The organism is Bradyrhizobium sp. Crot121 (assembly GCF_059512385.1).
The window spans coordinates 1-22224 of sequence record NZ_JCAMOR010000008.1; the positions used below are offsets into that span (position 1 = coordinate 1).

Genomic DNA, 22224 nt, shown 5'->3' on the forward strand with positions numbered 1-22224 from the left:
GCGCAGCGCGCCACCCATAGCGCCGTAGCAAGCGCGGCTTGCTTGGAGGGCAGACCGCGGCCCGTTACCCCATCTACGGATCGCCGCGTCCGCTACGGCATGCTGAGTTCGTGTCGGCCGACCACCATCCAGTGCACTTCGTCCGGACCGTCGGCGAAGCGGAGATGGCGGACGTCCTGGTACATTTCGGCAAGCGGCGTCCATTGCGAGATGCCGGTGGCGCCGTGCATCTGGATTGCCTGGTCGATGATCTTGCAGGCGCGCTCGGGGATCATGGCCTTGACCATGGAGACCCAGACGCGCGCTTCCTTGTTGCCGAGCACGTCCATCGCCTTCGCCGCCTTCAGCACCATCAGCCGCATCGCCTCGATCTCGCAGCGCGCCTGCGCGATGATCTGCAGATTGCCGCCGAGATGCGCGATCTTCTTGCCGAAGGCTTCACGGGTGAGGCCGCGCTGCACCATCATGTCGAGCGCCTTCTCCGCTTTGCCGATGGTGCGCATGCAGTGGTGGATGCGGCCCGGCCCCAGGCGAACCTGCGAAATTTCGAAGCCGCGGCCCTCGCCGAGCAGGATGTTGTCCTTCGGCACCCGGACGTTGTTGAAGCGCAGATGCATGTGGCCGCGCGGTGCATGATCCTGTCCGAACACATGCATAGGACCGAGGATCTCGACGCCAGGCGTGTCCTTTGGCACCAGGATCTGCGACTGCTGCTTGCTCGGCGGCGCGTCCGGATTGGTCTTCACCATCACGATCATGATCTTGCAGCGGGGATCGCCGAGGCCGGAGATGTAATATTTCTCGCCGTTGATCACCCACTCGTCGCCGACGAGCTTTGCGGTGGTGGAGATGTTCTTGGCGTCCGACGAGGCGACGTTCGGCTCCGTCATCGCGTAGGCCGAACGGATCTCGCCGTTCAGGAGCGGCTTCAGCCACTTCTCCTTCTGCGCCTTGGTGCCGACACGCTCCAGCACTTCCATGTTGCCGGTGTCGGGCGCCGAGCAGTTCATGGTCTCGGAGGCCAGCGGGCTCTTGCCGAGCTCGGCTGCAATATAGGCGTAGTCGAGATTGTTCAGGCCTTCGCCAGTCTCGGCGTCGGGCAGGAAGAAATTCCAGAGGCCTTCCTCTTTGGCCTTCTTCTTGGCCTTATCGAGCACTTCGAGCTGGCCGTCGGTGAAGCTCCAGCGGTCGTTCTTGTTCTCGCCGTGGCGATAGAATTCGACCGACATCGGCTCGACGGTTTCCCGGATGAACTTCTTCACATGCTCATAGAGCGGGCGGACCTGATCCGACATGCGGAGGTCGTTGAGCTCGTCGCCCGGATTGAGCGTGTAGTTGGTGGTCCGGGGTATGTAGGCGTGTTTCATTTTCTTCCTCCCATCGCCGAGATCGTTGCGGCCAACATAGCCGCGGCGGTTTCAAAGTGCGAGCGCACATTTTTCATGGGTGCCTGCGCTGACGCAGCGCAGGACACGAGTGCCGCATGACGGAATTCGAACAGCGTTTAAAACGCCGTGTAGCCGCCGTCGATCACGAAACAATCCGTCGTGTGGTACGACGACGCCTTGCTCATCAGATAGACCGCGATGCCGCCGAAGTCGGAGGGTTCGCCGAAGCGGCGCACCGGGATGCGCGGCATCACATTGGCGACGAATTTGTCATTCGCCATTATGCCGGCCGTCATGTCGCTCTTGATCCAGCCGGGCAGGATTGCATTCGCGGTGACGCCATGGCGGGCCAGCTCGACGCCGAGCGCGCGGATGAGAGCATTGATCGCGGCCTTGGTGCCGGCATAGTGCTCGTTGCGTGCGGTGCCGAACAGCGACGCCAGGCTCGATGTGGCGACGAGGCGGCCGAAGGCATCGCCGGCTTCGGCGCGCTCGGTCATGTGGCGGGCGGCGGCCTGGAATACATGGAACACGCCGTCGAGATTGGTTGCGAACATGGTTCGCCATTCCTCCTCGGTGCGGTCGATGAAGGCGCGCCGTCCGCCGCCGCCGATCCCGGCATTGGCAAAGCAGCCATCGACGCGGCCGAAGGTGTCGAGCGTCGCCTTCATCGCGTCCTGCACCGAGGCGGCATTGCTGACGTCACAGATGCGGGTGTCGACCTTGCCGGGACCCGCCGCCATCGTTGCCGCGGCGGCCTTGTTCTTCTCGGCGTTGCGGCCCCAGATCGAGACATTGCAGCCGGCGGCATTGAGCGCCTGCGCGATGCCAAGCCCGATCCCGCCATTGCCACCGGTGATGACCGCAACGCGGCCCGAGAGGTCGAAGATGCTCATGGTATTTTTTCCTTGGCGTATTTCCCTGGGGTGTTTCCATTTGCCCTGACGCACGTTAATCGTGCATCCGAAAGCGAGGCGTTCTTGCTCCACCATGGACAAGCCCGCCTCAAAAATCAAATATGGGCCTAGGGATTTGGCCACCGCGTTACTCATGGCGCGGGCGCAACTCGCGAGGAAACAATGCAATTCAAGCACGTCACGCTCGATTTCGATGGACCGGTCGCGGTCCTCAAGCTCGACCATCAGGAGGTCATGAACGCGGTGTCGATCGACATGCTCGGCGGCCTGGCCGAAGCGCTCGATGCGATCGAGGACAAGCGGGACGAGGTGCGCTGCGTTGTCATCACCGGTGCCGGCCGCGCTTTCTGCACCGGCGCCAATCTGCAGGGACGCAACAACCAGACGCCGGGCAGGCGAAACGCCGGCGCAGCGCTGGAGACCGCGTTCCATCCGTTCCTGCGGCGGCTGCGCAATCTGCATTGCCCGATCGTCACCGCGGTCAATGGTCCGGCAGCGGGCGCCGGCATGAGCTTCGCGCTGATGGGCGATATGATCCTGTGCGCGCGTTCGGCCTATTTCCTGCAGGCGTTCCGTCGCATCGGCCTGGTGCCGGATTGCGGCTCGACCTGGCTGCTGCCGCGACTGGTCGGCAAGGCGCGTGCAATCGAATTGTCGCTGATGGGCGAGCGGCTGCCGGCCGAGAAGGCGCTGGAATGGGGCCTCATCAACCGGCTCCATGATGACGGCGCGCTGATGGATGAAGCGATGAAGCTCGCGCATGAGCTCGCCAATGGGCCGACCGTGGCGCTGTCGCTGATCCGCAAGCTCTATTGGGACAGCCCGGAGAATTCGTTCGAGGATCAGCTCAACCTTGAATTCCAGTGCCAGCGACAGGCCGGCACCACCGAGGATTTCAAGGAAGGCGTCACCGCGTTCCTCGAGAAGCGCCCCGCGAAGTTCAAGGGCAAATGATCGAGGCCGAGCTCGCGCGCTGCGTCGCGTCCTTCCATCCGGGCGCGACCGGCGTCACCGGCGCCGCAAAACTCTCCGGCGGCGCCAGCCAAGAAACCTGGACCTTCGACATCGTGCATCCGGGCGGCAATATCGGCGCGATCCTGCGCCGCGCGCCGCCCGGCTATGGCGCCGCGCCCTCGCGCGCGGCCGGGCTCGATGCCGAGGCGAGTTTGATGCAGCTTGCGCATGATGCCGGCCTGCCGTCGCCGCGCGTGCTGCATGTGCTGAGGCCGGAGGAGGGGCTTGGTACCGGCTTCATCATGGCCCGCGTTGAGGGCGAGACCATCGCGCGCAAGATCCTGCGCGACGAGCAGTTTGCCAAAGCGCGGCCGCTGCTGGCGCGCCAGCTCGGCAAGGTTGCAGCGGGCATCCACGGCTTGCCGGCGACGAAACTGCCGAAGCTGAGGCAGATGACGGCGACCAAGGAGATCGGCGATCTCGAGCGGGAATATCGCGGCTTCGACTGGCCGCGCCCGGTGTTCGAATTGGCGCTGCGCTGGCTGCGCGACCATGATCCCGGTCCATCGGACGAGGTGACGCTGGTGCATGGCGATTTCCGTCATGGCAACCTCATCATCGGCCCAGACGGCGTGCGCGCGGTGCTGGATTGGGAGCTCGCGCATTTCGGCGACCCGATGGAGGATCTCGGCTGGAGCTGCGTCAACTCCTGGCGCTTCGGCGAGATCGACAAGCCGGTCGGCGGCTTCGGCTCGCGCGAGGAATTGTTCGCAGGCTATGAGGAGGCCGGCGGCACGGTCGATCCTAGCAGGGTGATGTTCTGGGAAGTCATGGGCACGCTGCGCTGGGGCGTGATGTGCTGCGGCATGATGCAGCGCTTTCGCATTGGCCCGGACCATTCGATGGAGCGCGCGATGATCGGTCGCCGCGCCTCGGAGACCGAGATCGATCTGCTCAGGCTACTGGCACCGCGAGGGCGTTGAGATGCAGGATGAACCGACACCGACCGAACTGATCAAGGTAGTCGCGGACTTCCTGCGCAACGAGATAGCGCCCGCGATCAAGGGCCACAACGCATTCAAGCTCCGCGTCGGCATCAACGCGCTCGACCTCGTGACGCGCCAGCTCTCACTCGCCCAGGCGGCCGACACCGCGGAGGCAGCGCGGCTGAAGCAATTACTCGGTATCGATGGCTCATTGATCGAACTGAACCGCGCACTCTCTGAGAAGATCGCAAAAGGCGAGATCGATCTGCAGACGCCGGGACTGGCTGATCACCTCTGGCAGACCACGATGGACAAGCTCGCCGTCGATCAGCCGAACTATGCATCGTACAAGCGGGAGCTGGGGCAGAAATCGTAGGATGGGTAGAGCGCAGCGAAACCCATCATCACGCATGCGGACGCGTGATGGGTTTCGCTCCGCTCTACCCATCCTACAACGGCTTCAACCACGACCGTCATTGCGAGGAGCGAAGCGACCGAAGCAATCCATCTCTCCACAGGTGGCGAAATGGATTGCTTCGCTCCGCTCGCAATGACGGGGAGGCCGTTACTTCCCCACCCATTTCGGCGGCCGCTTCTCGGCAAACGCCTTCGGGCCCTCGATGTAATCCTGCGAGGCCGCCATCGCCTTCACAGCGGGGTACTCGCGCTGCTCGTTGATCGCCTGCTCCAGCGACACGGCGAGCCCGCGTTCGATGGTCTGCTTGGAGGCGCGGATCGACATCGGCGAATTCTTGCAGATGGTCTCGGCCCAGCGCACGGCTGCAGCGAGCGCTTCGCCCTGCGGCACGACCTCGTTGACGAAGCCGAGCTCAAGGCCTTCCTTGGCGCTGACGTGACGGGCGGTGAGGATCATGCCCATCGCGCGCTTCAGCCCGATCTGCCGCGGCAATCGGTGCAGGCCACCGGCGAGCGCGGCGAGGCCAACGCGCGGTTCCGGCAGCGCGAAGGTCGCATTCTCAGCGGCGATGATCAGGTCGCAGGCGAGCGCGATCTCGAATCCTCCACCCATCGCGACGCCATTGACCGCGGCGATGATCGGCTTGTCGCAGTCGAAGCGCGAGGTCAGCCCGCCGAAGCCGCCCTTGTCCCAGCCGCGCTTGCCGCCAGCCGCCTGCCATTTCAAATCGTTGCCGGCGCAGAACGCCTTGTCGCCGGCACCGGTAACGATCGCGACCCACTGCTCGGGATCGGCGGAGAAATCATCGAACACCTTGTTGAGCTCGAAATGCGCATCGATATGCAGCGCGTTGTACACCTCAGGGCGCGACAGCGTCACGATGGTGATCGGTCCCTTGCGTTCCACCTTCGAGAATTTCAGATCCATGTTCGCTCCCGCTGATTTTCTGTGGCGAAGAATATTGATCTCAATAGTAGCGCGGCTCAGGCGCTCGATGCCAGCCAATTACGCAAGGCGTCTGCGCATGCCGAGCGCGACGTGATTGCTTGACTTGAGTGCCGTCTTCTCACCTTAATCGAGCTGAGCAGAGGCGTGCAGCGCCTAAACGCAAAACGATAAGCAACGACATCTTGCGGGAGAGACTACCTTGGATTTCAACCTGCCGGCGGACCTCGTCGCCTATCTCGCCGAACTCGATACCTTCATCGCGCGCGAGATCAAGCCGCTGGAGGAGGCCGACGATAACATCCGCTTCTTCGACCACCGCCGCGAATGGGCGCGCACCGATTTCGAGAACGGGGGCCTGCCGCGGCACGAATGGGAAGCGCTGCTGCGCAAAGCCAAGGACCGCGCCGATGCCGCGGGCCATCTGCGCTTTGCGATCCCGAAACGCTATGGCGGCAAGGACGGCTCCAATCTCTGGATGGCGGTGATCCGCGAGCATTTCGCCTCCAAGGGGCTAGGCCTGCACAACGACCTGCAGAACGAGCATTCGATCGTCGGCAATTTTCCTGTCGTCACCATGCTCGACCGCTACGGCAGCGACGCACAGAAGGCGATGATCGACGGTTCGATCACAGGAAAATACCGCATCACCTTCGGCCTCACCGAGCCCGACCACGGCTCCGATGCGACCCATATGGAGACCAGGGCGGAGCCTGCGACCCGCGACAACGTCAAGGGCTGGGTCATCAGCGGCGAGAAGATGTGGACCACCGGCATGCATGTCGCAACCCATTGCGCGCTGTTCGCGCGCACGTCGGGCAATGACGGCGATGCGCGCGGCATCACCTGCTTCCTCGTGCCGGCGAAATCGGAAGGCGTGAAGGTCGAGGAATATATGTGGACCTTCAACATGCCGACCGATCATCCCCGCGTCAGCTTCACGGATGTATTCGTGCCTGAGGATGCGCTGTTCGGCGAGGTCGGCCGCGGGCTGTCGCTGGCGCAATGCTTCGTGCACGAGAACCGCATCCGCCAGGCTGCGAGCTCGCTCGGCGCGGCCGTCTACTGCATCAATGAAAGCGTCACCTATGCGCGCGAACGAAAACCGTTCGGCAAGGCGCTGGCCGAGAACCAGGCGATCCAGTGGCCACTGGTGGAGCTTGCGACCCAAGCCGAGATGCTGCGTCTCTTGATCCGCAAGACCGCCTGGGAGATGGACCAGCTCACCCAGGCGCAGGTCGAGCACACGCTCTCCGACAAGGTCTCGATGTGCAACTACTGGGCAAACCGCCTCTGTTGCGAGGCCGCCGACCGCGCCATGCAGGTCCACGGCGGCATGGGCTATTCACGCCACAAGCCGTTCGAGCACATCTACCGCCACCACCGCCGCTACCGCATCACGGAAGGCAGCGAGGAAATCCAGAAGCGCAAAGTGGCGGGATTCCTGTTCGGCTATATGGGGGCGGGGAAGCATTGAGTTTTTGCCGTCATTGCGAGGAGCGCGAGCGACGAAGCAATCCATGTCTCCGCAAGTGGCGCGATGGATTGCTTCGCTCCGCTCGCAATGACGGGAGCGAGAGTGGCGGCTTGCAATGACGCCGTCCTTGGCGACGTCAACCCCGCGCTGCGCGATCCTTCTCATTCTGCGCCTTGATCGAGTCGCGCGCGTTGGTCCAGTCGTCGTCGCTCCATTCGCGGAGCTGATAGAAATTGCCGCCCATCGCGAGCGCCTGGGCGCCGTCCATTGCGATGGTCTCGCCGTTGATCCAATCGCAGCCGCCGGAGATCAGGAACACGGCGAGGTTCTGCAATTCCTCCAGGGTGCCGACGCGGCCCATCGGGTTCATCGCCTTGGTCCGCGCGCCGGCTTCGTCGCCCGGCTTGATGCGCTTGCTCATGCCTTCGGTCGGGATTTCGCCGGGCGCGATGGTGTTGAGGCGGATGCCGTATTTGCCCCATTCGATCGCGAGCGACATGGTCATTGCGTGGATCGCGGACTTGCTCATCGCCGACGGCACCACATAGGGCGAGCCGTTGCGCACCCAGGTGACGGTGATCGACACCACGTTGCCGCGATGCTTGCCGGCGATCCAGCGCCGCCCGACCGCATGGGTGACGTAGAACGTGCCGTGCATGACGATATTGGCCACCGCATCGAAGCCGCGCGGCGAGAGCTCTTCGGAGCGCGAGATAAAATTGCCGGCGGCGTTGTTGATGAGGTCGGTGACGGGACCGCTGGTCGTCCAGATCGCCTCGATCATCTCGTCGACGGCCAGTGCATTGCGGATATCGACGCCGTGGCTGACCACGCGCCCGCCGTGCTGGTCCATCAGTTCCGTTGCGGTCTCGTCGCAGACGATCTTGCGGCGGCCGCAGATATGCACTTCGGCCCCCAGTTGCAGGAACTTCGCGGCCATGGACTTGCCGAGGCCGGTACCGCCCCCGGTCACGTGGATACGCCGTCCGGCGAGAAGCTGATCTGTGAACATGGTTTCCACCCAAAGGGGATTGTCAGTTAATTGGTCGATTGACTAAAACCGGCAACGGCCCTTCTGTAAAGCGGCAACAAGAACAGCGGAGGACAATTCCATGGAGCAACGCGTCACGATCTCGGTTTCCGATGGGATCGCCGATGTCCGGCTGGTGCGCGCGGACAAGATGAATGCGCTGGATGCCCCGATGTTCGAGGCGCTGGTGGCCGCAACCGAGCGCCTTTCGACCGAAAAAGGCGTCCGGGTGGTAGTATTGTCCGGGGAGGGGCGGGCGTTCTGCGCCGGTCTCGACATGGGGCGTTTCGCCGCGATGAAGGAGAAGGGCGGCAACGGGATTGCCGGCGGCGAGAAGCGGGACCTCACCATCCGCACCCACGGGCAGGCCAATTTCCCGCAACAGGCAGTCTGGGGCTGGCGGCAGCTCCCGGTGCCGGTCATCGCCGCGGTCCATGGCGTCGCCTTCGGCGGCGGCTTCCAGCTCGCGCTTGGCGCCGACATGCGCTTCCTCAGCGCTGACGCGCGGATGTCGATCATGGAGATCAAATGGGGCCTCGTCCCCGACATGGCGGGCACGCCGATCCTCGCCACGCTGGTGCGTGACGATATCCTGCGCGAGCTCACCTATACGGGGCGCATCTTCTCGGCCCAGGAGGCCCTGGGCTATGGCCTCGCCACCCGCGTGTGCGACGATCCGCGCGCCGCGGCCTTCGAGGTCGCGCGCGAGATTGCCGGCAAGAGCCCGGATGCGGTCCGTGCCGCCAAGCGCCTGCTGAACAAGCTGTCGGTCGATCCCGGCCCGGCGCTGCTCGCCGAGTCCGTCGAGCAGCAGAAGCTGTTGGCCAGCCCGAACCAGACGGAGGCCGTGCGCGCCAACATCGACAAGCGCCCGCCGCGCTTTGTGGACGTGTAGGGCCTCTCACGCCGTCATGGCCGGGCTTGTCCCGGCCATCCACGTTTTGGTCTCTCGGCGACGAAGCAAGAACGTGGATCACCGGGACAAGCCCGGTGATGACGAAAACAGCGAATGCCGGGCCAACAACGGACAAGAACAACAAGCAAATGAGCGAAACCTCCCAACTCTTCCTCGGCATCATCAGCGGCGATCGCCGTCGCACGCATGAGGAAGTCGCCCAGCGCACTGAGCGCATCGCCAGCGGCCTGCGGAAGCTTGGCGTCCGCGAGGGCGACAGCGTGTGCATGCTGATGCGCAACGACATCGCCTTCATCGAGGCCGCCTATGCCGCGATGCGGCTCGGGGCCTATGGCGTGCCGATCAACTGGCATTTCAAGCCGGAAGAGATCAACTACGTGCTGACGGATTCCGGCACGAGGGTCCTGATCGCGCATGCCGACATGCTGCATCCGCTGCGGGATGCGATCCCTGCCGGCATCACCGTGCTGAGCGTGCCGACGCCGCCGGAGATCCTCGCCAACTACAAGATCAATCCCGATCATCTCGGCGTGCCGGATTTCGCTGTTGATTTCGAGCCGTGGCTCGCGAAACACCCACGTTATGACGGCCCGGTAGTGCCGCAGCCGCAGAACATGATCTACACCTCGGGCACAACAGGCCATCCCAAGGGCGTCCGCCGCTTTGCGCCGACGCCGGAGCAGGCGGCCAATGCGGAAGCGATGCGCGCCATGATCTATGGTCTCAGGCCCGGCGTCCGCGCGCTGCTTCCGGGCCCGCTCTATCATTCCGCGCCGAATTCCTTCGGCCTCCGCTCCGGCCGGCTCGGCGGCGCGCTGCTGATGATGCCGCGCTTCGATGCGGAAGATTTCCTCAGCTTAGTCGAGGAGCAGCGGGTCGACACCGTCTTCATGGTGCCGACCATGTTCATCCGCCTGATGAAGCTGCCGGAGAAGGTGCGCAGGAAATATGACGTGTCCTCGCTGCGCCATGTCATCCACGCTGCCGCGCCCTGTCCGGCCGATATCAAGCGCGCGATGATCGAGTGGTGGGGGCCGGTGATCTATGAGTTCTACGGCTCGACCGAGTCTGGGGCGGTAACGTTCGCGAATTCCGAGGATGCGCTGAAGAAGCCCGGCACTGTCGGCAAGATTTCGCCCGGCGCCGAGCTGCGCTTCATCGGCGAGGACGGCAAAGTGCTGCGATCAGGCGAGATCGGCGAAATCTATTCGCGGATATCAGGCAATCCGGATTTCACCTACCACAACAAGCCCGAAAAGCGCGCCGAGATCGACCGCGACGGATTCATCACGTCAGGGGATGTCGGCTATATCGACCAGGACGGTTACGTCTTCATCTGCGATCGCAAGCGCGACATGGTGATTTCGGGCGGGGTCAACATCTATCCGGCCGAGATCGAGGCGATGCTGCATGCCGTTCCCGGCGTGCATGATTGTGCGGTGTTCGGCATCCCCGATGCCGAATTCGGCGAGGCGCTGATGGCGGTGGTCGAGCCGCAAGCAGGGGCCAAGCTGGACGTCGCCTCGGTCCGCGCCCAGCTCAAGAACTCGCTCGCCGACTACAAGGTGCCCAAGCACATCGAAATCGCAACCAACCTGCCGCGCGAGGATTCCGGCAAAATCTTCAAGCGCCGCCTCCGCGACCCCTATTGGGAGCAGGCGGGAAGGAGGATTTAGCCTCCCGTCGTCCCGGGCTTGATGACAGACCCTCATGGTGAGGAGGCCCGTAGCGCCGTCTCGAACCATGAGGCCCCGACAGCGCCCGCGGCCCATCCTTCGAGACGCCGCTGGCGCGGCCCCTCAGGATGAGGTTGGAAGCCGAGGTCGGCGGCGCAACATCCTGTGTGCGCCGCCTCCAACTTCATCTTGCGCTGCGGCAAAAAAGTTGCACACTCCGCGCCTGCCGGGCAGTTGCTGGAGCGATCAGCCAATGTCTCCCCAGACCACGTCTTCCGAAACCGATGTCCGCGCCAACCGCGCTGAGGACAGCCAGGCGCTTGAGGAAGACACGCGGCTGCGCACTGACATCCGCCTGCTCGGGCGCGTCCTTGGCGACACCGTGCGCGACCAGGAGGGCGCCGACGTCTTCGACCTGGTCGAACGCATCCGCCAGACCTCGATCCGGTTCCATCGGGATGAAGACCGGCTGGCGCGGCGGGAACTGGAAACCATCCTCGACAGCATGTCGATCTCGGAGACGGTGCGGATCGTCCGCGCCTTCAGCTATTTCTCCCACCTCGCCAACATCGCCGAGGACCAGAACAACATCCGCCAGATGCGGGGGCGGGGAGCCGGTGCGCCGCGTCCGAGCCTGCTGACGCAGGCGGTGAGCCATGCGCAGCAGGCTGGATTCAGCCCTGACGATCTGCGCCGCTTCTTCAAGGGTGCCCTGGTCAGCCCGGTCCTGACGGCGCATCCGACCGAGGTCCGGCGCAAGAGCACCATGGACCGCGAGATGGAGGTCGCACGTCTGCTCGACCGGCGCGAGCGGTTGCAGATGACGCCCGAAGAGAGCGAGGCCAGCGACGAGCAGCTTCGCCGCGCCGTGGTGACGCTATGGCAGACCAATCTGTTGCGCCGGACCAAGCTTACGGTGCTGGACGAGGTCACCAACGGATTGTCGTTCTACGACTACACGTTCCTCCACGAGGTGCCGCGGCTGCATTGTGCGCTGGAAGACCGGCTCAACAAGGAAGGCGGCGAGCCCGGCGAACTCGCATCCTTCCTGAAGATGGGAAGCTGGATCGGCGGCGACCGCGACGGCAACCCGTTCGTCACCGCCGACGTCATGCGCGGCACGCTGCGGCTGCAGTCGAGCCGGATCTTGAGCTTCTATCTGGAAGAGCTGCACTTACTCGGCGCCGAATTGTCGCTAGCCAAGAACCTTGCCGATGTTTCTGACGAGCTGCGTGTGCTCGCCGAGCGCTCGCCCGATCCTTCGCCGCACCGGAGCGGCGAGCCCTATCGTTTGGCGGTGTCCGGCATCTATGCCCGGCTCACCGCGACCGCCGAGAAGCTGCAGGTCGAGATCACGCGGCGGCCGGTCGGCAAGGCCGAGCCGTATACCAATGTGAATGAGCTGAAGGCCGACCTCGATGTGCTCGACCGCTCGCTGATTGCCAACAATTCCGCCGTCATCGCGCGTGGACGCTTGCGGCTGCTGCGGCGCGCGGTGGATTGCTTCGGCTTCCATCTCGCCCGCCTCGACATCAGGCAAAACTCCGCGGTGCATGAGCGCACCGTCGCCGAACTGCTTGATACTGCGATCCCCGGCATGTCCTACATGGCGCTCAGCGAGGATGCCCGCATCAACCTGTTGCTCGGCGAACTTCGCAGCGCGCGTCCGTTGTCCTCGCCCTTCGTGAAATACAGCGAGGAGACGCAAGGCGAACTCGCCGTGTTCCGGGCAGCCGCCGAAGCGCATGCGACCTTCGGCGCGGAGGCGATTTCCCAATGCATCATCTCGATGTGCAAGGGCATGTCCGACATGCTCGAGGTCGCTGTGCTCTTGAAGGAGGTCGGGCTCATCAATCCCTCCGGCCGCAGCGCCATCAACATCGTGCCGCTGTTCGAGACCATCGAGGATCTTCAGGCCTCCAGCGGCATCATGGACCGCATGCTGGCGCTGCACGATTACCGCCGCTTGGTGGACAGTCGCGGCGGCGTGCAGGAGGTCATGCTCGGCTATTCCGACAGCAACAAAGACGGCGGGTTCGTCACTTCGGGCTGGGAGCTCTACAAGGCGGAGATCGGCCTCGTCGAGGTGTTCGAGCGCCATCACGTGCGCCTGCGTCTGTTCCATGGCCGCGGCGGCTCGGTCGGCCGCGGCGGCGGCCCGAGCTATGACGCCATCATCGCCCAGCCCGGCGGCGCCGTGAACGGCCAGATCAGGATCACCGAGCAGGGCGAGATCATCTCGAGCAAATATTCCAACGCCGAAGTCGGCCGCAACAACCTGGAGATCCTTGCCGCCGCGACGCTCGAGACCAGCCTCTTGCAGCCCAGGCAAAGCGCGCCGCGCGCCGAATACCTGAAGGCGATGGAGCAGCTTTCGGCGCTTGCCTTCAAGGCCTACCGCGGTCTGGTCTACGAGACCGACGGCTTTGCTGATTATTTCTGGGGCTCGACCGTCATCAACGAGATCGCGACACTCAACATCGGCAGCCGTCCGGCGTCGCGCAAGAAGACCCGCGAGATCGAGGACCTCCGCGCCATTCCCTGGGTGTTCTCCTGGGCGCAGTGCCGGCTGATGCTGCCGGGCTGGTATGGCTTCGGCAGCGCGGTCGAGACCTGGATCGCGGAGCATCCGGAGCAGGGCATGCCGTTCCTGCAGGAGCTCTACAAGGAATGGCCGTTCTTCCGCACGCTGCTCTCCAACATGGACATGGTGCTGGCAAAGAGCTCGATCGCGATCGCCTCGCGCTATGCCGAGCTGGTGCCGGATGCGGAGTTGCGCGAGAAGATTTTCGGCCGCATCCGCCGCGAATGGCACCTGTCGATCGAGACGCTGCTGGACATCATGGGCCATGAGCGGTTGTTGCAGGGCAACCCGCTGCTCGAACGCTCGATCCGCAACCGCTTCCCTTATCTCGATCCGCTGAACCACGTGCAGGTGGAACTGTTGAAAGAGCACCGCGCGCAGAACCCTGACGAGCAGGTGCTGCGCGGCATCCAGCTCACGATCAACGGGATCTCCGCAGGGTTGAGGAATAGCGGGTAGGGAAGGCGAACAGCGAATGGCGAGTAGAGACGCTACTCCCTACTCGCCATTTACTTTTCTTATGGCTTCATCGAGCCCTGTGCACTCGTGTAGACGGCATAGAGCGATGTCGAGCCGCAGATGTACAGTCGATTTCGCTGCTGACCGCCGAAGCAGAGGTTGGCGACGGTTTCCGGAATGTGAATCCTGCCGAGCAGATTACCGTCCGGACTGTAGCAACGCACGCCATCTTCATTCGGATCGCCCCAACCCACGGAGCACCAAACACGCCCGGCGGTGTCAGTTCGCACTCCGTCGGTAATGCTGGGTTTGGGCATTTCCGCGAAGACCTTGCCGTTCGATACCTTTCCGCCCGCAACATCGAGGTCGAACACTCGGATATGCGACGGGTTCTCCGGCCCGTCTGTAAAGCCGGTGTCGATGACGTAGAGCTTCTTCTCGTCAGGCGAAAGCGCAATGCCGTTGGGCTCAACGAAATCGTCGACAACAACCTTGATGTCCCCGGATTTCGGATCCACCCGGTAGACGTTGTGCTTTTCCTGCTCAGGATCGGCCTTGATGCCCTCATAATAACCGCCGATGCCGTAGACCGGATCGGTGAACCAGATCGCGCCATCGGAGGTGACAACCGCATCATTCGGCGAATTCAGTTTCTTGCCATTATATTTGTCGGCGATGATGGTGATCGAGCCGTCGAGCTCGGTACGGGTGACGCGTCGGCCGGAATGTTCGCAAGTGATCAGGCGTCCTTCGCGATCGATGGTGTTGCCGTTCGAGTTCATCGATGGCTGCCGGTATACGCTCACGTGACCGTCATCCTCGGAGAAGCGCATGATACGGTTGTTGGGAATGTCACTGAACAGCACGTAGCGCCCGGCCGGGAAGTAGACCGGACCCTCAGCCCACCGCATGCCGGTTGCGACGCGCTCAACTGCCATGGTGCCCGCGAAGGCTGGGAAACCGGGAGGCCCGAACGTTGGCGGTCCTCCCTTCCTGGCAGATTCCAGGTGGGAGTCCGGATACCGGCTGCCGGGCAGCGGTCCCAAGGGCAGCGGCGCGGTCGATCGCGTTGGCGTGCCCGTTTGGCCGAGTGGCGCGACGGTCGCTGCCGAAGCGCCTTGTACCCCGAAGCTGGTCGCCGCAAGCGCCGCAGCCGCGCCCTTCAGAACGGTGCGGCGGCCGAGGCCGGGCTGATTGATCTCGGCGGAAATGGTCAGTGATTTTGTCATAGTTGCCTCCCATTTTTTGTTGGGAGAAAACCATCCGCCCGCATTCGGGCGTAAACCGGGCGATCCTTCCCAGCTCACGATCAACGGGATATCCGCGGGATTGAGGAATAGCGCGTGGGGAAGGTGAATAGCGAATGCGGCGTTCTATCCGCCATTCGCCACTCCCTATTAGCCGACTGCGTCAGCAGTTATGCGCGCCCTGCGTCTCCACATAGACCGCATAGAGTGATTGGCTCGCGGTCATGAACAGGCGATTGCGCTTCTTGCCGCCGAAGCAGACATTGGCGCAGGTCTCAGGCAGCAGGATCTGGCCGATCCGCGTGCCGTCGGGGGCGAACACCTGCACGCCGTCATAGCCCGGGCCGACCCAGCCGGCGCCCACCCAGATGTTGCCCTCGGTGTCGACGCGCAGTCCGTCGGGGAAGCCTGACTTGCCGTCGAGCTTCATGTCGATCAATTGCTTCGGGTTGGACAGCTTGTCGCCGTTGATGTCGTAGCTCCAGACCACGTTGTTGGCGTTCGGATAGTGCGTGATGCCGGTGTCGCAGACATACAGCTTCTTGTAGTCGTGGCTGAAGGCGATGCCGTTCGGCTTGAAGGGCTCGTCTGCAACCTTGGTGATCTGGCCGGACTGTCCGTCGACCCGGTACACCGCTTCCTTCTGGTAGGGCTGCACCGAGCCGGTGTTGGCCAACTGTCCCTCATAGATCGAGATCGCGCCATAGCCGGGATCGGTGAACCAGATCGACTTGTCGTTGGGGTGGACGACCATGTCGTTCGGCCCGTTCAGCGGCTTGCCGTTGGCCTCCTGGGCCAGCGTGGTGACCGTACCATTGTGCTCGTAGCGCACCAGCCGCGTGCGTTCGGCTGAAATCTGGCGTCCCTCGAAATCGAAGGAGTTGCCGTTGGCCTCGTTCGACGGCTTGTGGAACTGCTCCGAGATATGGCCGTCATCGTCGAGATAGCGAAGCTGCCGGTTTGCGGGGATGTCGCTCCAGACCAGATATTGCCCCTGCGCATTCCAGGCCGGCCCTCGGCCCACAGGCAGCCCGTGTAGAGACGCTTGATCGCGGTGTTGCCGACCTTGGCCTTGAAGCGCTTCGGATCGATCACGACGATATCGGGGTCGGGATAGCGCTGCGGCTCCGCATTGCGACCGAAGTCGCGGGCAAAGGCTTCCGGCGCGACCGCCGCAGTTGCAGCAATCGCGGTTGCACTGCGCAATAGCGTCCGGCGGTCGAGCCCGATCGCGCCGCCGTCCTGCTGGTTGGGTGAATTGTTCGGATTGTTCATGACTTCCTCCCAGGCTTTTTTGTTGTTGGGAAGGAACTCATGCGCCCGCATTCCGGCATAAAACGGGCAGCCGTAGCGAAACAACCGGAGATAGCGTCGTCCCGGGAGCCAGCGGGGGCGACGCTGTCATGAAGTTGTCAGACCATCACTCGGACCTCATCCCGAGGAGCCACGCAAGCGGCGTCTTGACGGATGGGCCACGGGGGGAGATTGGGGCCTCATGGTTCGAGACGGCGCTGCGCGCCTCCTCACCATGAGGGATCGACGGTCAGATCGGGTCCCAACCGAAGACGTCGGCAGAGCGGTCGAGATTGTAGAACGAGCCCTTGAGCGCCGGCATGCCGTGTTCGGCGATGGTCTGTGGCGTCCAGCCTTCGCCGCGGTGCACCGAGCGCAGCGGCCGCGACTGGCCCATCAGGAAGATCTCGTTCATGCGGACCGCAAAGATCTGCCCGGTGACCTCCTTGGCGGCGTCGCTGAGCAAATAGGCGCAGACCGGCGCGACCTTTTCCGGCCCCATCTGCTTCATCCTCTCCACGCGCGCCTTTTCGGCGTCGGTCGCGGTTGGAATGGTGCCGATCATGCGGGTCCAGGCGAACGGGGAGACGCAGTTGGAGCGCACGTTGAAGCGGCTCATGTCGAGCGCGATCGACTTCGACAGGCCCACGATGCCGAGCTTGGCGGCGGCGTAGTTGGCCTGGCCAAAATTGCCGATCAGGCCCGAGGTCGAGGTGAAGTGCACGAAGGAGCCGCTCTCCTGCTCGCGGAACAGCCGCGCTGCGGCGTGGCTGACGTAGAACGAGCCCATCAGGTGCACCTTGATGACGGCCTCGAACGCCTCCACGCTCATGCGGTGGAAGATCGCGTCGCGCAGGATGCCGGCATTGTTGACGACGCCGTCGAGCCGGCCGAAATGATCGGTCGCGGTCTTCACGATCTTGCTGGCCGGGATCGCTTCCGCCACCGACTCGAAATTGGCGACCGCGGTGCCACCGCGCTTCTTGATTTCCTCGACCACTTCCTCGGCCGGGGCGGCGCTCGATCCCGCGCCGTCAGCCGTGCCGCCGGGATCGTTGACCACAACCTTGGCGCCTTCGGCGGCGCAGAGCAGCGCGATCTCGCGCCCGATGCCGCGGCCTGCGCCGGTGACGATAATGACCTTGTCCTGCAGTGATTTTGTCATGTGGGTTCTCCGCTATCTGTTTCGCTTCAAGCCGTCATTCCGGGGCGCGAAGCGCGAACCCGGAATCCATTTTGCCGCGCGATGGATTCCGGGCCTGCGCCTGTCGGCGCATCCCGGAATGACGGGCTGTTACTTCTCGTTCGTGAAGATGATCGTGCCCGACGCCGCGAACATGCCGCCGACGCCATGGCACACCGAGATCTTCGCGCCCGGCACCTGCGCCGGCGCGATGCCGCGCATCTGGCGCACGCTCTCCTGCAGCGCGTACATGCCATACATGCCCGAATGCATATAGGACAGGCCGCCGCCATTGGTGTTGAGCGGCAGCTTGCCGCCGGGGCGCGTATTGCCATCGGCGATGAACTTGCCGGTCTCCTCATAAGGCATGAAGCCGAGATCGCCGAGCCCGAACAGCGGCAGGTGCGCAAAGGCGTCGTAGATCATGAGATGGTCGACATCCCCGTGCGTGATGCCGGCTTCCTTGAAGGCGAGGGGGCCTGCGACCTTGAAGGCGCGCGAGGAGTTGAAGGTCTCCATCTGGCTGACCATCGGCGTTTCCACGCTCTCGCCGGTGCCGAGGATGTAGACCGGCTTCTGCGGAAAATCCTTGGCCCGATCGGCCGAGGTCAGGATCAGCGCGCCGCCGCCATCGGTGACGAGGCAGCACTGCAGCAGGCGGAAGGGATAGGCGATCATCCGCGAGTTCAGGACGTCGGCAACCGTGATCGGGTCCTTCATGGTCGCACGTGGATTTTTCGCGGCCCACTCACGCTGCACGACGGCGACCATGGCGAGCTGCTCATGGGTGATGCCGTAGGTCTTCATGAAGCGCAGGACCGGGATCGGGAACATGCTCGGCGGCCCGTACACGCCGAATGGCGCCTCGAACTGGCCGTTGAGGCTGTCCGGTGGCGTGAAGCGCGGCTGCTTGCCGATCATCGACTTGCCGCTTTCGGCATGCGTGATCAGCACGGTCTTGCAGAGGCCGGCCTCGATCGCCGCCGCGGCGTGACGGACATGCAGCATGAACGAGCAGCCGCCGACGGACGTGCCGTCGACCCAGGTCGGCTTGATGCCGAGATAGTGACAGACCTGCTGCGGCGTCTCGACCGCGGTGGCGAAACCGTCGATGTCGGAAAGCTTCAGCCCCGCATCGGCGATGGCATTGAGTGCAGCATCCGCATGGAGCTGGAGCTGCGACATGTTGGGGATGACGCCAAGCTCGGTGGTCTCGGCCGCGCCGACGACGGCTACCTGGTTCCTGCGCATCTCTTTAACCCTTCGCCGGACGGAACAAAGGAAGCGTGATCTTGTCGTCGAGCTTCTCGAATGCGACTTCCAACTTCATGTCGAGCTCGAGCGCTTCCGGCGTCTGCGGGCAGTCGATGATGTTGCTCATCATGCGCGGGCCCTCGTCGAGTTCGACCACCGCAATGGCGTAAGGCGGCGTGAAGCCGGGCGCAGCGGGACGGTGATTGATGACGTAGCTGTAGAGTGCGCCCTTGCCGCTCGCCTTGAACACGCTGACCTTGCGCGAGGCGCAGGACGGGCAGAACGGGCGCGGCGGGAAGTAGACATGCGAGCAGGCGTCGCAGCGCTGCAGGCGCAATTCCCCGACCTGCGTGCCATCCCAGAAATGCTGGGTTTCCGGCGTCGGTTTCGGTTTTGCGCGCGCAGCTTCGGCCATTCGGCATCCTCCCTGGATCAGGCCGTCAGGCCTCATTCAAAAACGTGATGCGACAATTGACTATCCGTCGTCAACGGTCCAGCGTTTCCAATCGCATGGCGGTATTCCGAAGACGACAGCGCGCTTGTATGCCAGCCTGTCTCGGGCAATAGTCCGCCACGCGGCAAATCTGCCGCGCTCAAACAACGCGCCTGAAGAGACCTGAAATCGAAAGCCATGCCTGACAATCCGACCCTTGCCTCACTCGCCGCAGACCTCGACAGCGGCCGCACCAGTGCCCGCCAACTGGTCGAGCAGTGCCTCGCCAAGATCGCCGATCCCGCGGGCGAGGGGCAACGCGTGTTCATTCACGTCGACAAGGAAGCTGCGCTCGATGCCGCCGATGCGATGGACCGCCTGCGCAAGGCGCATGCCGCGCCGTCGCGCTTTGCCGGCATTCCCGTTTCGATCAAGGACCTCTTCGACATCAAGGGGCAGGTGACCCGCGCCGGCTCCCGCGCATTGGAGGATTCCGCGCCGGCGGAAGCCGATGCGCCCGTGGTGGCGCGGCTGCGCGCGGCCGGCTTTGTCGTGATCGGCCGCACCAACATGACCGAGTTCGCCTATTCCGGTATCGGCATCAATCCGCACTACGGCACGCCGAAGAGCGCCTACAACCGCAGCGTCGGCCATGTGCCCGGCGGCTCGTCGTCCGGCGCGGCGGTATCGATCGCCGACGGCATGGCCTTTGGCGCACTCGGCACCGATACCGGCGGCTCCTGCCGGATCCCAGCGGCTTTCAACGGCATCGTTGGCTACAAGCCGACGCAGCGGCGCATTCCGCTTGATGGCGGTGTGCCGCTGTCGTTCTCGCTCGACAGCTACGGTCCGCTTGCCAATTCGGTCGCCTGCTGCGCGACGCTCGATGCCGTGCTCGCGGGCGAGCCGGTGGCGCCGCTGCAGCCGCGGCCGGTGAAGGGCCTGCGCTTTGCGGTGCCGACCACGGTTGCGCTCGATGATCTCGATGATGCCGTGGCCAAAACGTTCGAGCGTGCGCTCGCGGCGCTGTCGAAGGCTGGTGCGCTGATCGAGAAGATCGAGGTGCCGGAGTTCCTCGATGTCGGCATCATGAACGCGAAGGGCGGCTTTGCGGCGTCCGAGAGTTACGCCTGGCACCGCTATCTGCTTGCCAGCAAAGGCGACATCTACGATCCCCGCGTCGCCACGCGCATCGCGCGCGGCGAGGGATATCTGGCCGCCGACTACATCGATCTCCTCAATGCCCGAAAGTCCTTCATCGCGCGCACCGAGAAGCGCATCGCGCCCTATGACGCGCTGCTGCTGCCGACCACGGCCAACACGCCGCCGAAGATCGCCGATCTTGAAGACGACAAGGCGTTCACCGCGGAAAATCTGCGCGCGCTGCGCAACTGCACGCTGATCAACGTGCTCGACGGCTGCGCCATCTCGCTGCCGGCCCATCGTGAAGATGATGTGCCGGTCGGTCTGATGGTCGCGGCGGCAGGCGGATCGGATCGCCGCATCTTCGAGATCGCGGCCGCAATGGAGACCATCATCCGTGTATGACCTCACTTTCACCATCGACGACAAGGGCGTGGCGACGCCGCTGACGCTCGCGATCGACCAGGCGGTGATCGCCGGCTGGACCGGCCGCGATCCGGTCGCGCGCGACAAGCATATCGCCGAGCTCGAGGCGCTCGGCATTGCGAGGCCGGCAACGACGCCGATCTACTATCGCTGCTCGGCGCGGCGGCTGACCACCGAGGACACAATCGAAGTCTGCGGCGAGGAGTCCAGCGGTGAGGTCGAGTTCGTATTGATCGGCTGGCAGGGCCGCATCTTCGTCGGCTGCGGCTCCGATCACACCGACCGCAAGGTCGAGAGCTACAGCGTCACGGTTTCAAAGCAGATGTGCGACAAGCCGATCGCTTCCGAATTATGGGAGCTCGAAGACGTCATCGACCACTGGGACCAGATGATCCTGCGCTCCCACGCCTGGATCGATGGCAAGCGCGTGCTGTACCAGGAAGGCACGCTCGACGGCATGCTGCCGGTGAAGGACCTGATCGCGCGCGGCTTCGACGGCAAGGGCCTGCCCGACGGCTGCGCCATGTTCGGCGGCACCTTCGCCGCCAAGGGCGGCATCCGCCCGGCAAGCCGGTTCGAGTTCGAGCTGGAGGACCCGGTGCTGAAGCGAACGATCCGCCATGCGTATGATGTGGTGACGCTACCGGTGCGGGGATGATCTAACGCCGCCGTCATTGCGAGCGCAGCGAAGCAATCCATCTGTCCGCGCGCGGCGGCATGGATTGCTTCGCTGCGCTCGCAATGACGCCTGAGTATCGGAAACCGGGTGGTGGACGGCTCGCGGATTTGCCACCACCTCGTTATTGTAGGATCTGAAGTGAGCATTGCGCTTTGACGGCTGACTTATTCGACGGCGTTGCCGAGCGTCCGGCGCGGGAGACCATCGCGGAAGGCGCGGTGATCCTGCGCGGATTTGCGCGCAAAGTGGATGCTGAACTGATCCCGGCGTTGCGTGAGATCGTCACTCAGGCGCCGTTCCGGCGCATGTTCACGCCCGCCGGTTATCAGATGTCGGTGGCGATGACCAATTGCGGCACGGTCGGCTGGGTCACCGATCGCAGCGGCTATCGCTACGACCGCATCGATCCGGAATCCGGGACGCCGTGGCCGGCGATGCCGCCGGTGCTGCTGCGCCTGGCGCGCAAGGCTGCGGCGGAGGGCGGCTTTGACGGCTTTGCGCCGGATGCCTGCCTGGTCAATCGTTACGAGCCAGGCACAAAACTGTCGCTGCACCAGGACAAGGACGAGACGGATTTTGCCGCGCCGATTGTCTCGGTGTCGCTCGGCCTGCCTGCGACGTTCCTGTTCGGCGGCCCGAAGCGTAGCGACAAGCCAGCTCGATATCGGCTGACGCATGGCGATGTCGTGGTGTGGGGCGGGCCGTCGCGATTGTTTTTCCATGGCGTCGCGCCGCTCGCCGACGGCGAGCATGCGGTGCTCGGCCGGCAGCGGATCAATCTGACCTTTAGAAAGACCCGGTAGCTCTCCTCCGTCA

At 63.9% G+C, this 22224-nt stretch carries 18 protein-coding genes and 1 pseudogene; 10 read left to right on the forward strand and 9 right to left on the reverse strand.

The genetic code is table 11. The features are described 5' to 3' along the window. Positions 1-92: 92 nt before the first annotated feature. Together AC5ZGW_RS10125 and AC5ZGW_RS10130 are read right to left on the reverse strand one after the other, a co-directional pair. Positions 93-1367 carry an acyl-CoA dehydrogenase family protein gene (locus AC5ZGW_RS10125; protein WP_130224399.1) on the reverse strand — a complete coding sequence of 425 codons (1275 nt, stop codon included), beginning with the start codon at positions 1365-1367 and terminating at the stop codon, positions 93-95. Positions 1368-1504: 137 nt separating this feature from the next. Then, complete coding sequence (locus tag AC5ZGW_RS10130; RefSeq protein ID WP_130224397.1) at positions 1505-2284, reverse strand: SDR family NAD(P)-dependent oxidoreductase; 780 nt, start codon at positions 2282-2284, stop codon at positions 1505-1507. A 183-nt stretch (positions 2285-2467) separates the two neighbouring features. Here AC5ZGW_RS10130 and AC5ZGW_RS10135 point away from each other — a divergent pair, with 183 nt between their 5' ends. From AC5ZGW_RS10135 to AC5ZGW_RS10145, 3 genes are read left to right on the forward strand one after another with little or no spacing between them, the layout of a single operon-like run. Next, the gene (locus tag AC5ZGW_RS10135; RefSeq protein ID WP_130224395.1) at positions 2468-3259 is read left to right on the forward strand and encodes an enoyl-CoA hydratase/isomerase; all 792 of its coding nucleotides are present in this window, start codon (positions 2468-2470) and stop codon (positions 3257-3259) included. Continuing rightward, positions 3256-4242 (forward strand): phosphotransferase family protein, encoded by a 987-nt coding sequence (locus AC5ZGW_RS10140; protein WP_130224393.1) that lies wholly within the window; start codon positions 3256-3258, stop codon positions 4240-4242. Before AC5ZGW_RS10135 ends, AC5ZGW_RS10140 begins: the two co-directional genes overlap by 4 nt. Position 4243: 1 nt before the next feature. Next, positions 4244-4621 carry a DUF6285 domain-containing protein gene (locus AC5ZGW_RS10145; protein WP_130224392.1) on the forward strand — a complete coding sequence of 126 codons (378 nt, stop codon included), beginning with the start codon at positions 4244-4246 and terminating at the stop codon, positions 4619-4621. Between the two features lie 189 nt (positions 4622-4810). Here the strand turns inward: AC5ZGW_RS10145 and AC5ZGW_RS10150 are convergent, their stop codons facing one another. Next, entirely contained in the window at positions 4811-5590 is a 780-nt protein-coding gene (locus AC5ZGW_RS10150; RefSeq protein ID WP_130224390.1) for an enoyl-CoA hydratase-related protein, read from the reverse strand. A gap of 220 nt (positions 5591-5810) precedes the next feature. Here AC5ZGW_RS10150 and AC5ZGW_RS10155 point away from each other — a divergent pair, with 220 nt between their 5' ends. Continuing rightward, on the forward strand, positions 5811-7085 hold the full coding sequence (locus AC5ZGW_RS10155) for an acyl-CoA dehydrogenase family protein (RefSeq protein WP_130224388.1): 1275 nt from the start codon (positions 5811-5813) through the stop codon (positions 7083-7085). Positions 7086-7221: 136 nt separating this feature from the next. Here AC5ZGW_RS10155 and AC5ZGW_RS10160 read toward each other — a convergent pair whose 3' ends face one another. After that, a complete protein-coding gene (locus AC5ZGW_RS10160) occupies positions 7222-8097 on the reverse strand; it encodes an SDR family oxidoreductase (protein ID WP_130224386.1) in 876 nt (291 codons plus the stop codon). A gap of 100 nt (positions 8098-8197) precedes the next feature. On the opposite strand from AC5ZGW_RS10160, the gene AC5ZGW_RS10165 reads away from it, so the two are divergent. The 3 genes from AC5ZGW_RS10165 (at position 8198) to ppc (ending at position 13750) form a co-directional block, all read left to right on the forward strand. After that, positions 8198-9010 carry a crotonase/enoyl-CoA hydratase family protein gene (locus tag AC5ZGW_RS10165; protein WP_130224384.1) on the forward strand — a complete coding sequence of 271 codons (813 nt, stop codon included), beginning with the start codon at positions 8198-8200 and terminating at the stop codon, positions 9008-9010. Positions 9011-9159: 149 nt separating this feature from the next. Beyond that, entirely contained in the window at positions 9160-10707 is a 1548-nt protein-coding gene (locus tag AC5ZGW_RS10170; protein ID WP_130224380.1) for an acyl-CoA synthetase, read from the forward strand. Positions 10708-10960: 253 nt separating this feature from the next. Next, positions 10961-13750 carry a phosphoenolpyruvate carboxylase gene (ppc, locus tag AC5ZGW_RS10175; RefSeq protein WP_130224378.1) on the forward strand — a complete coding sequence of 930 codons (2790 nt, stop codon included), beginning with the start codon at positions 10961-10963 and terminating at the stop codon, positions 13748-13750. Between the two features lie 59 nt (positions 13751-13809). On the opposite strand, the gene AC5ZGW_RS10180 is transcribed toward ppc, so the two are convergent. From AC5ZGW_RS10180 to AC5ZGW_RS10200, 5 genes and pseudogenes are all read right to left on the reverse strand, one after another. Next, complete coding sequence (locus AC5ZGW_RS10180; protein WP_130224376.1) at positions 13810-14979, reverse strand: SMP-30/gluconolactonase/LRE family protein; 1170 nt, start codon at positions 14977-14979, stop codon at positions 13810-13812. Between the two features lie 181 nt (positions 14980-15160). Beyond that, a pseudogene (locus AC5ZGW_RS10185) lies at positions 15161-16272 on the reverse strand (SMP-30/gluconolactonase/LRE family protein). 268 nt (positions 16273-16540) lie between these two features. After that, on the reverse strand, positions 16541-17455 hold the full coding sequence (locus AC5ZGW_RS10190; protein ID WP_130224374.1) for an SDR family oxidoreductase: 915 nt from the start codon (positions 17453-17455) through the stop codon (positions 16541-16543). A 129-nt stretch (positions 17456-17584) separates the two neighbouring features. Continuing rightward, a complete protein-coding gene (locus AC5ZGW_RS10195; protein WP_130224372.1) occupies positions 17585-18724 on the reverse strand; it encodes a thiolase C-terminal domain-containing protein in 1140 nt (379 codons plus the stop codon). A gap of 4 nt (positions 18725-18728) precedes the next feature. Continuing rightward, complete coding sequence (locus AC5ZGW_RS10200; protein WP_130224370.1) at positions 18729-19142, reverse strand: Zn-ribbon domain-containing OB-fold protein; 414 nt, start codon at positions 19140-19142, stop codon at positions 18729-18731. Positions 19143-19358: 216 nt separating this feature from the next. Here AC5ZGW_RS10200 and AC5ZGW_RS10205 point away from each other — a divergent pair, with 216 nt between their 5' ends. The 3 genes from AC5ZGW_RS10205 to alkB all read left to right on the forward strand — a co-directional run bounded on the left by AC5ZGW_RS10205 (position 19359) and on the right by alkB (position 22211). Next, positions 19359-20708 (forward strand): amidase, encoded by a 1350-nt coding sequence (locus AC5ZGW_RS10205; RefSeq protein WP_130224368.1) that lies wholly within the window; start codon positions 19359-19361, stop codon positions 20706-20708. Further along, positions 20701-21387: a DUF2848 domain-containing protein gene (locus tag AC5ZGW_RS10210; protein WP_130224366.1), complete on the forward strand. Its 687-nt coding sequence runs from the start codon at positions 20701-20703 to the stop codon at positions 21385-21387. Before AC5ZGW_RS10205 ends, AC5ZGW_RS10210 begins: the two co-directional genes overlap by 8 nt. 173 nt (positions 21388-21560) lie before the next feature. Continuing rightward, positions 21561-22211, forward strand: a complete 651-nt coding sequence (gene alkB / locus AC5ZGW_RS10215) for a DNA oxidative demethylase AlkB (RefSeq protein ID WP_130224364.1) — start codon at positions 21561-21563, stop codon at positions 22209-22211. The last annotated feature ends 13 nt before the right edge of the window (positions 22212-22224 follow it).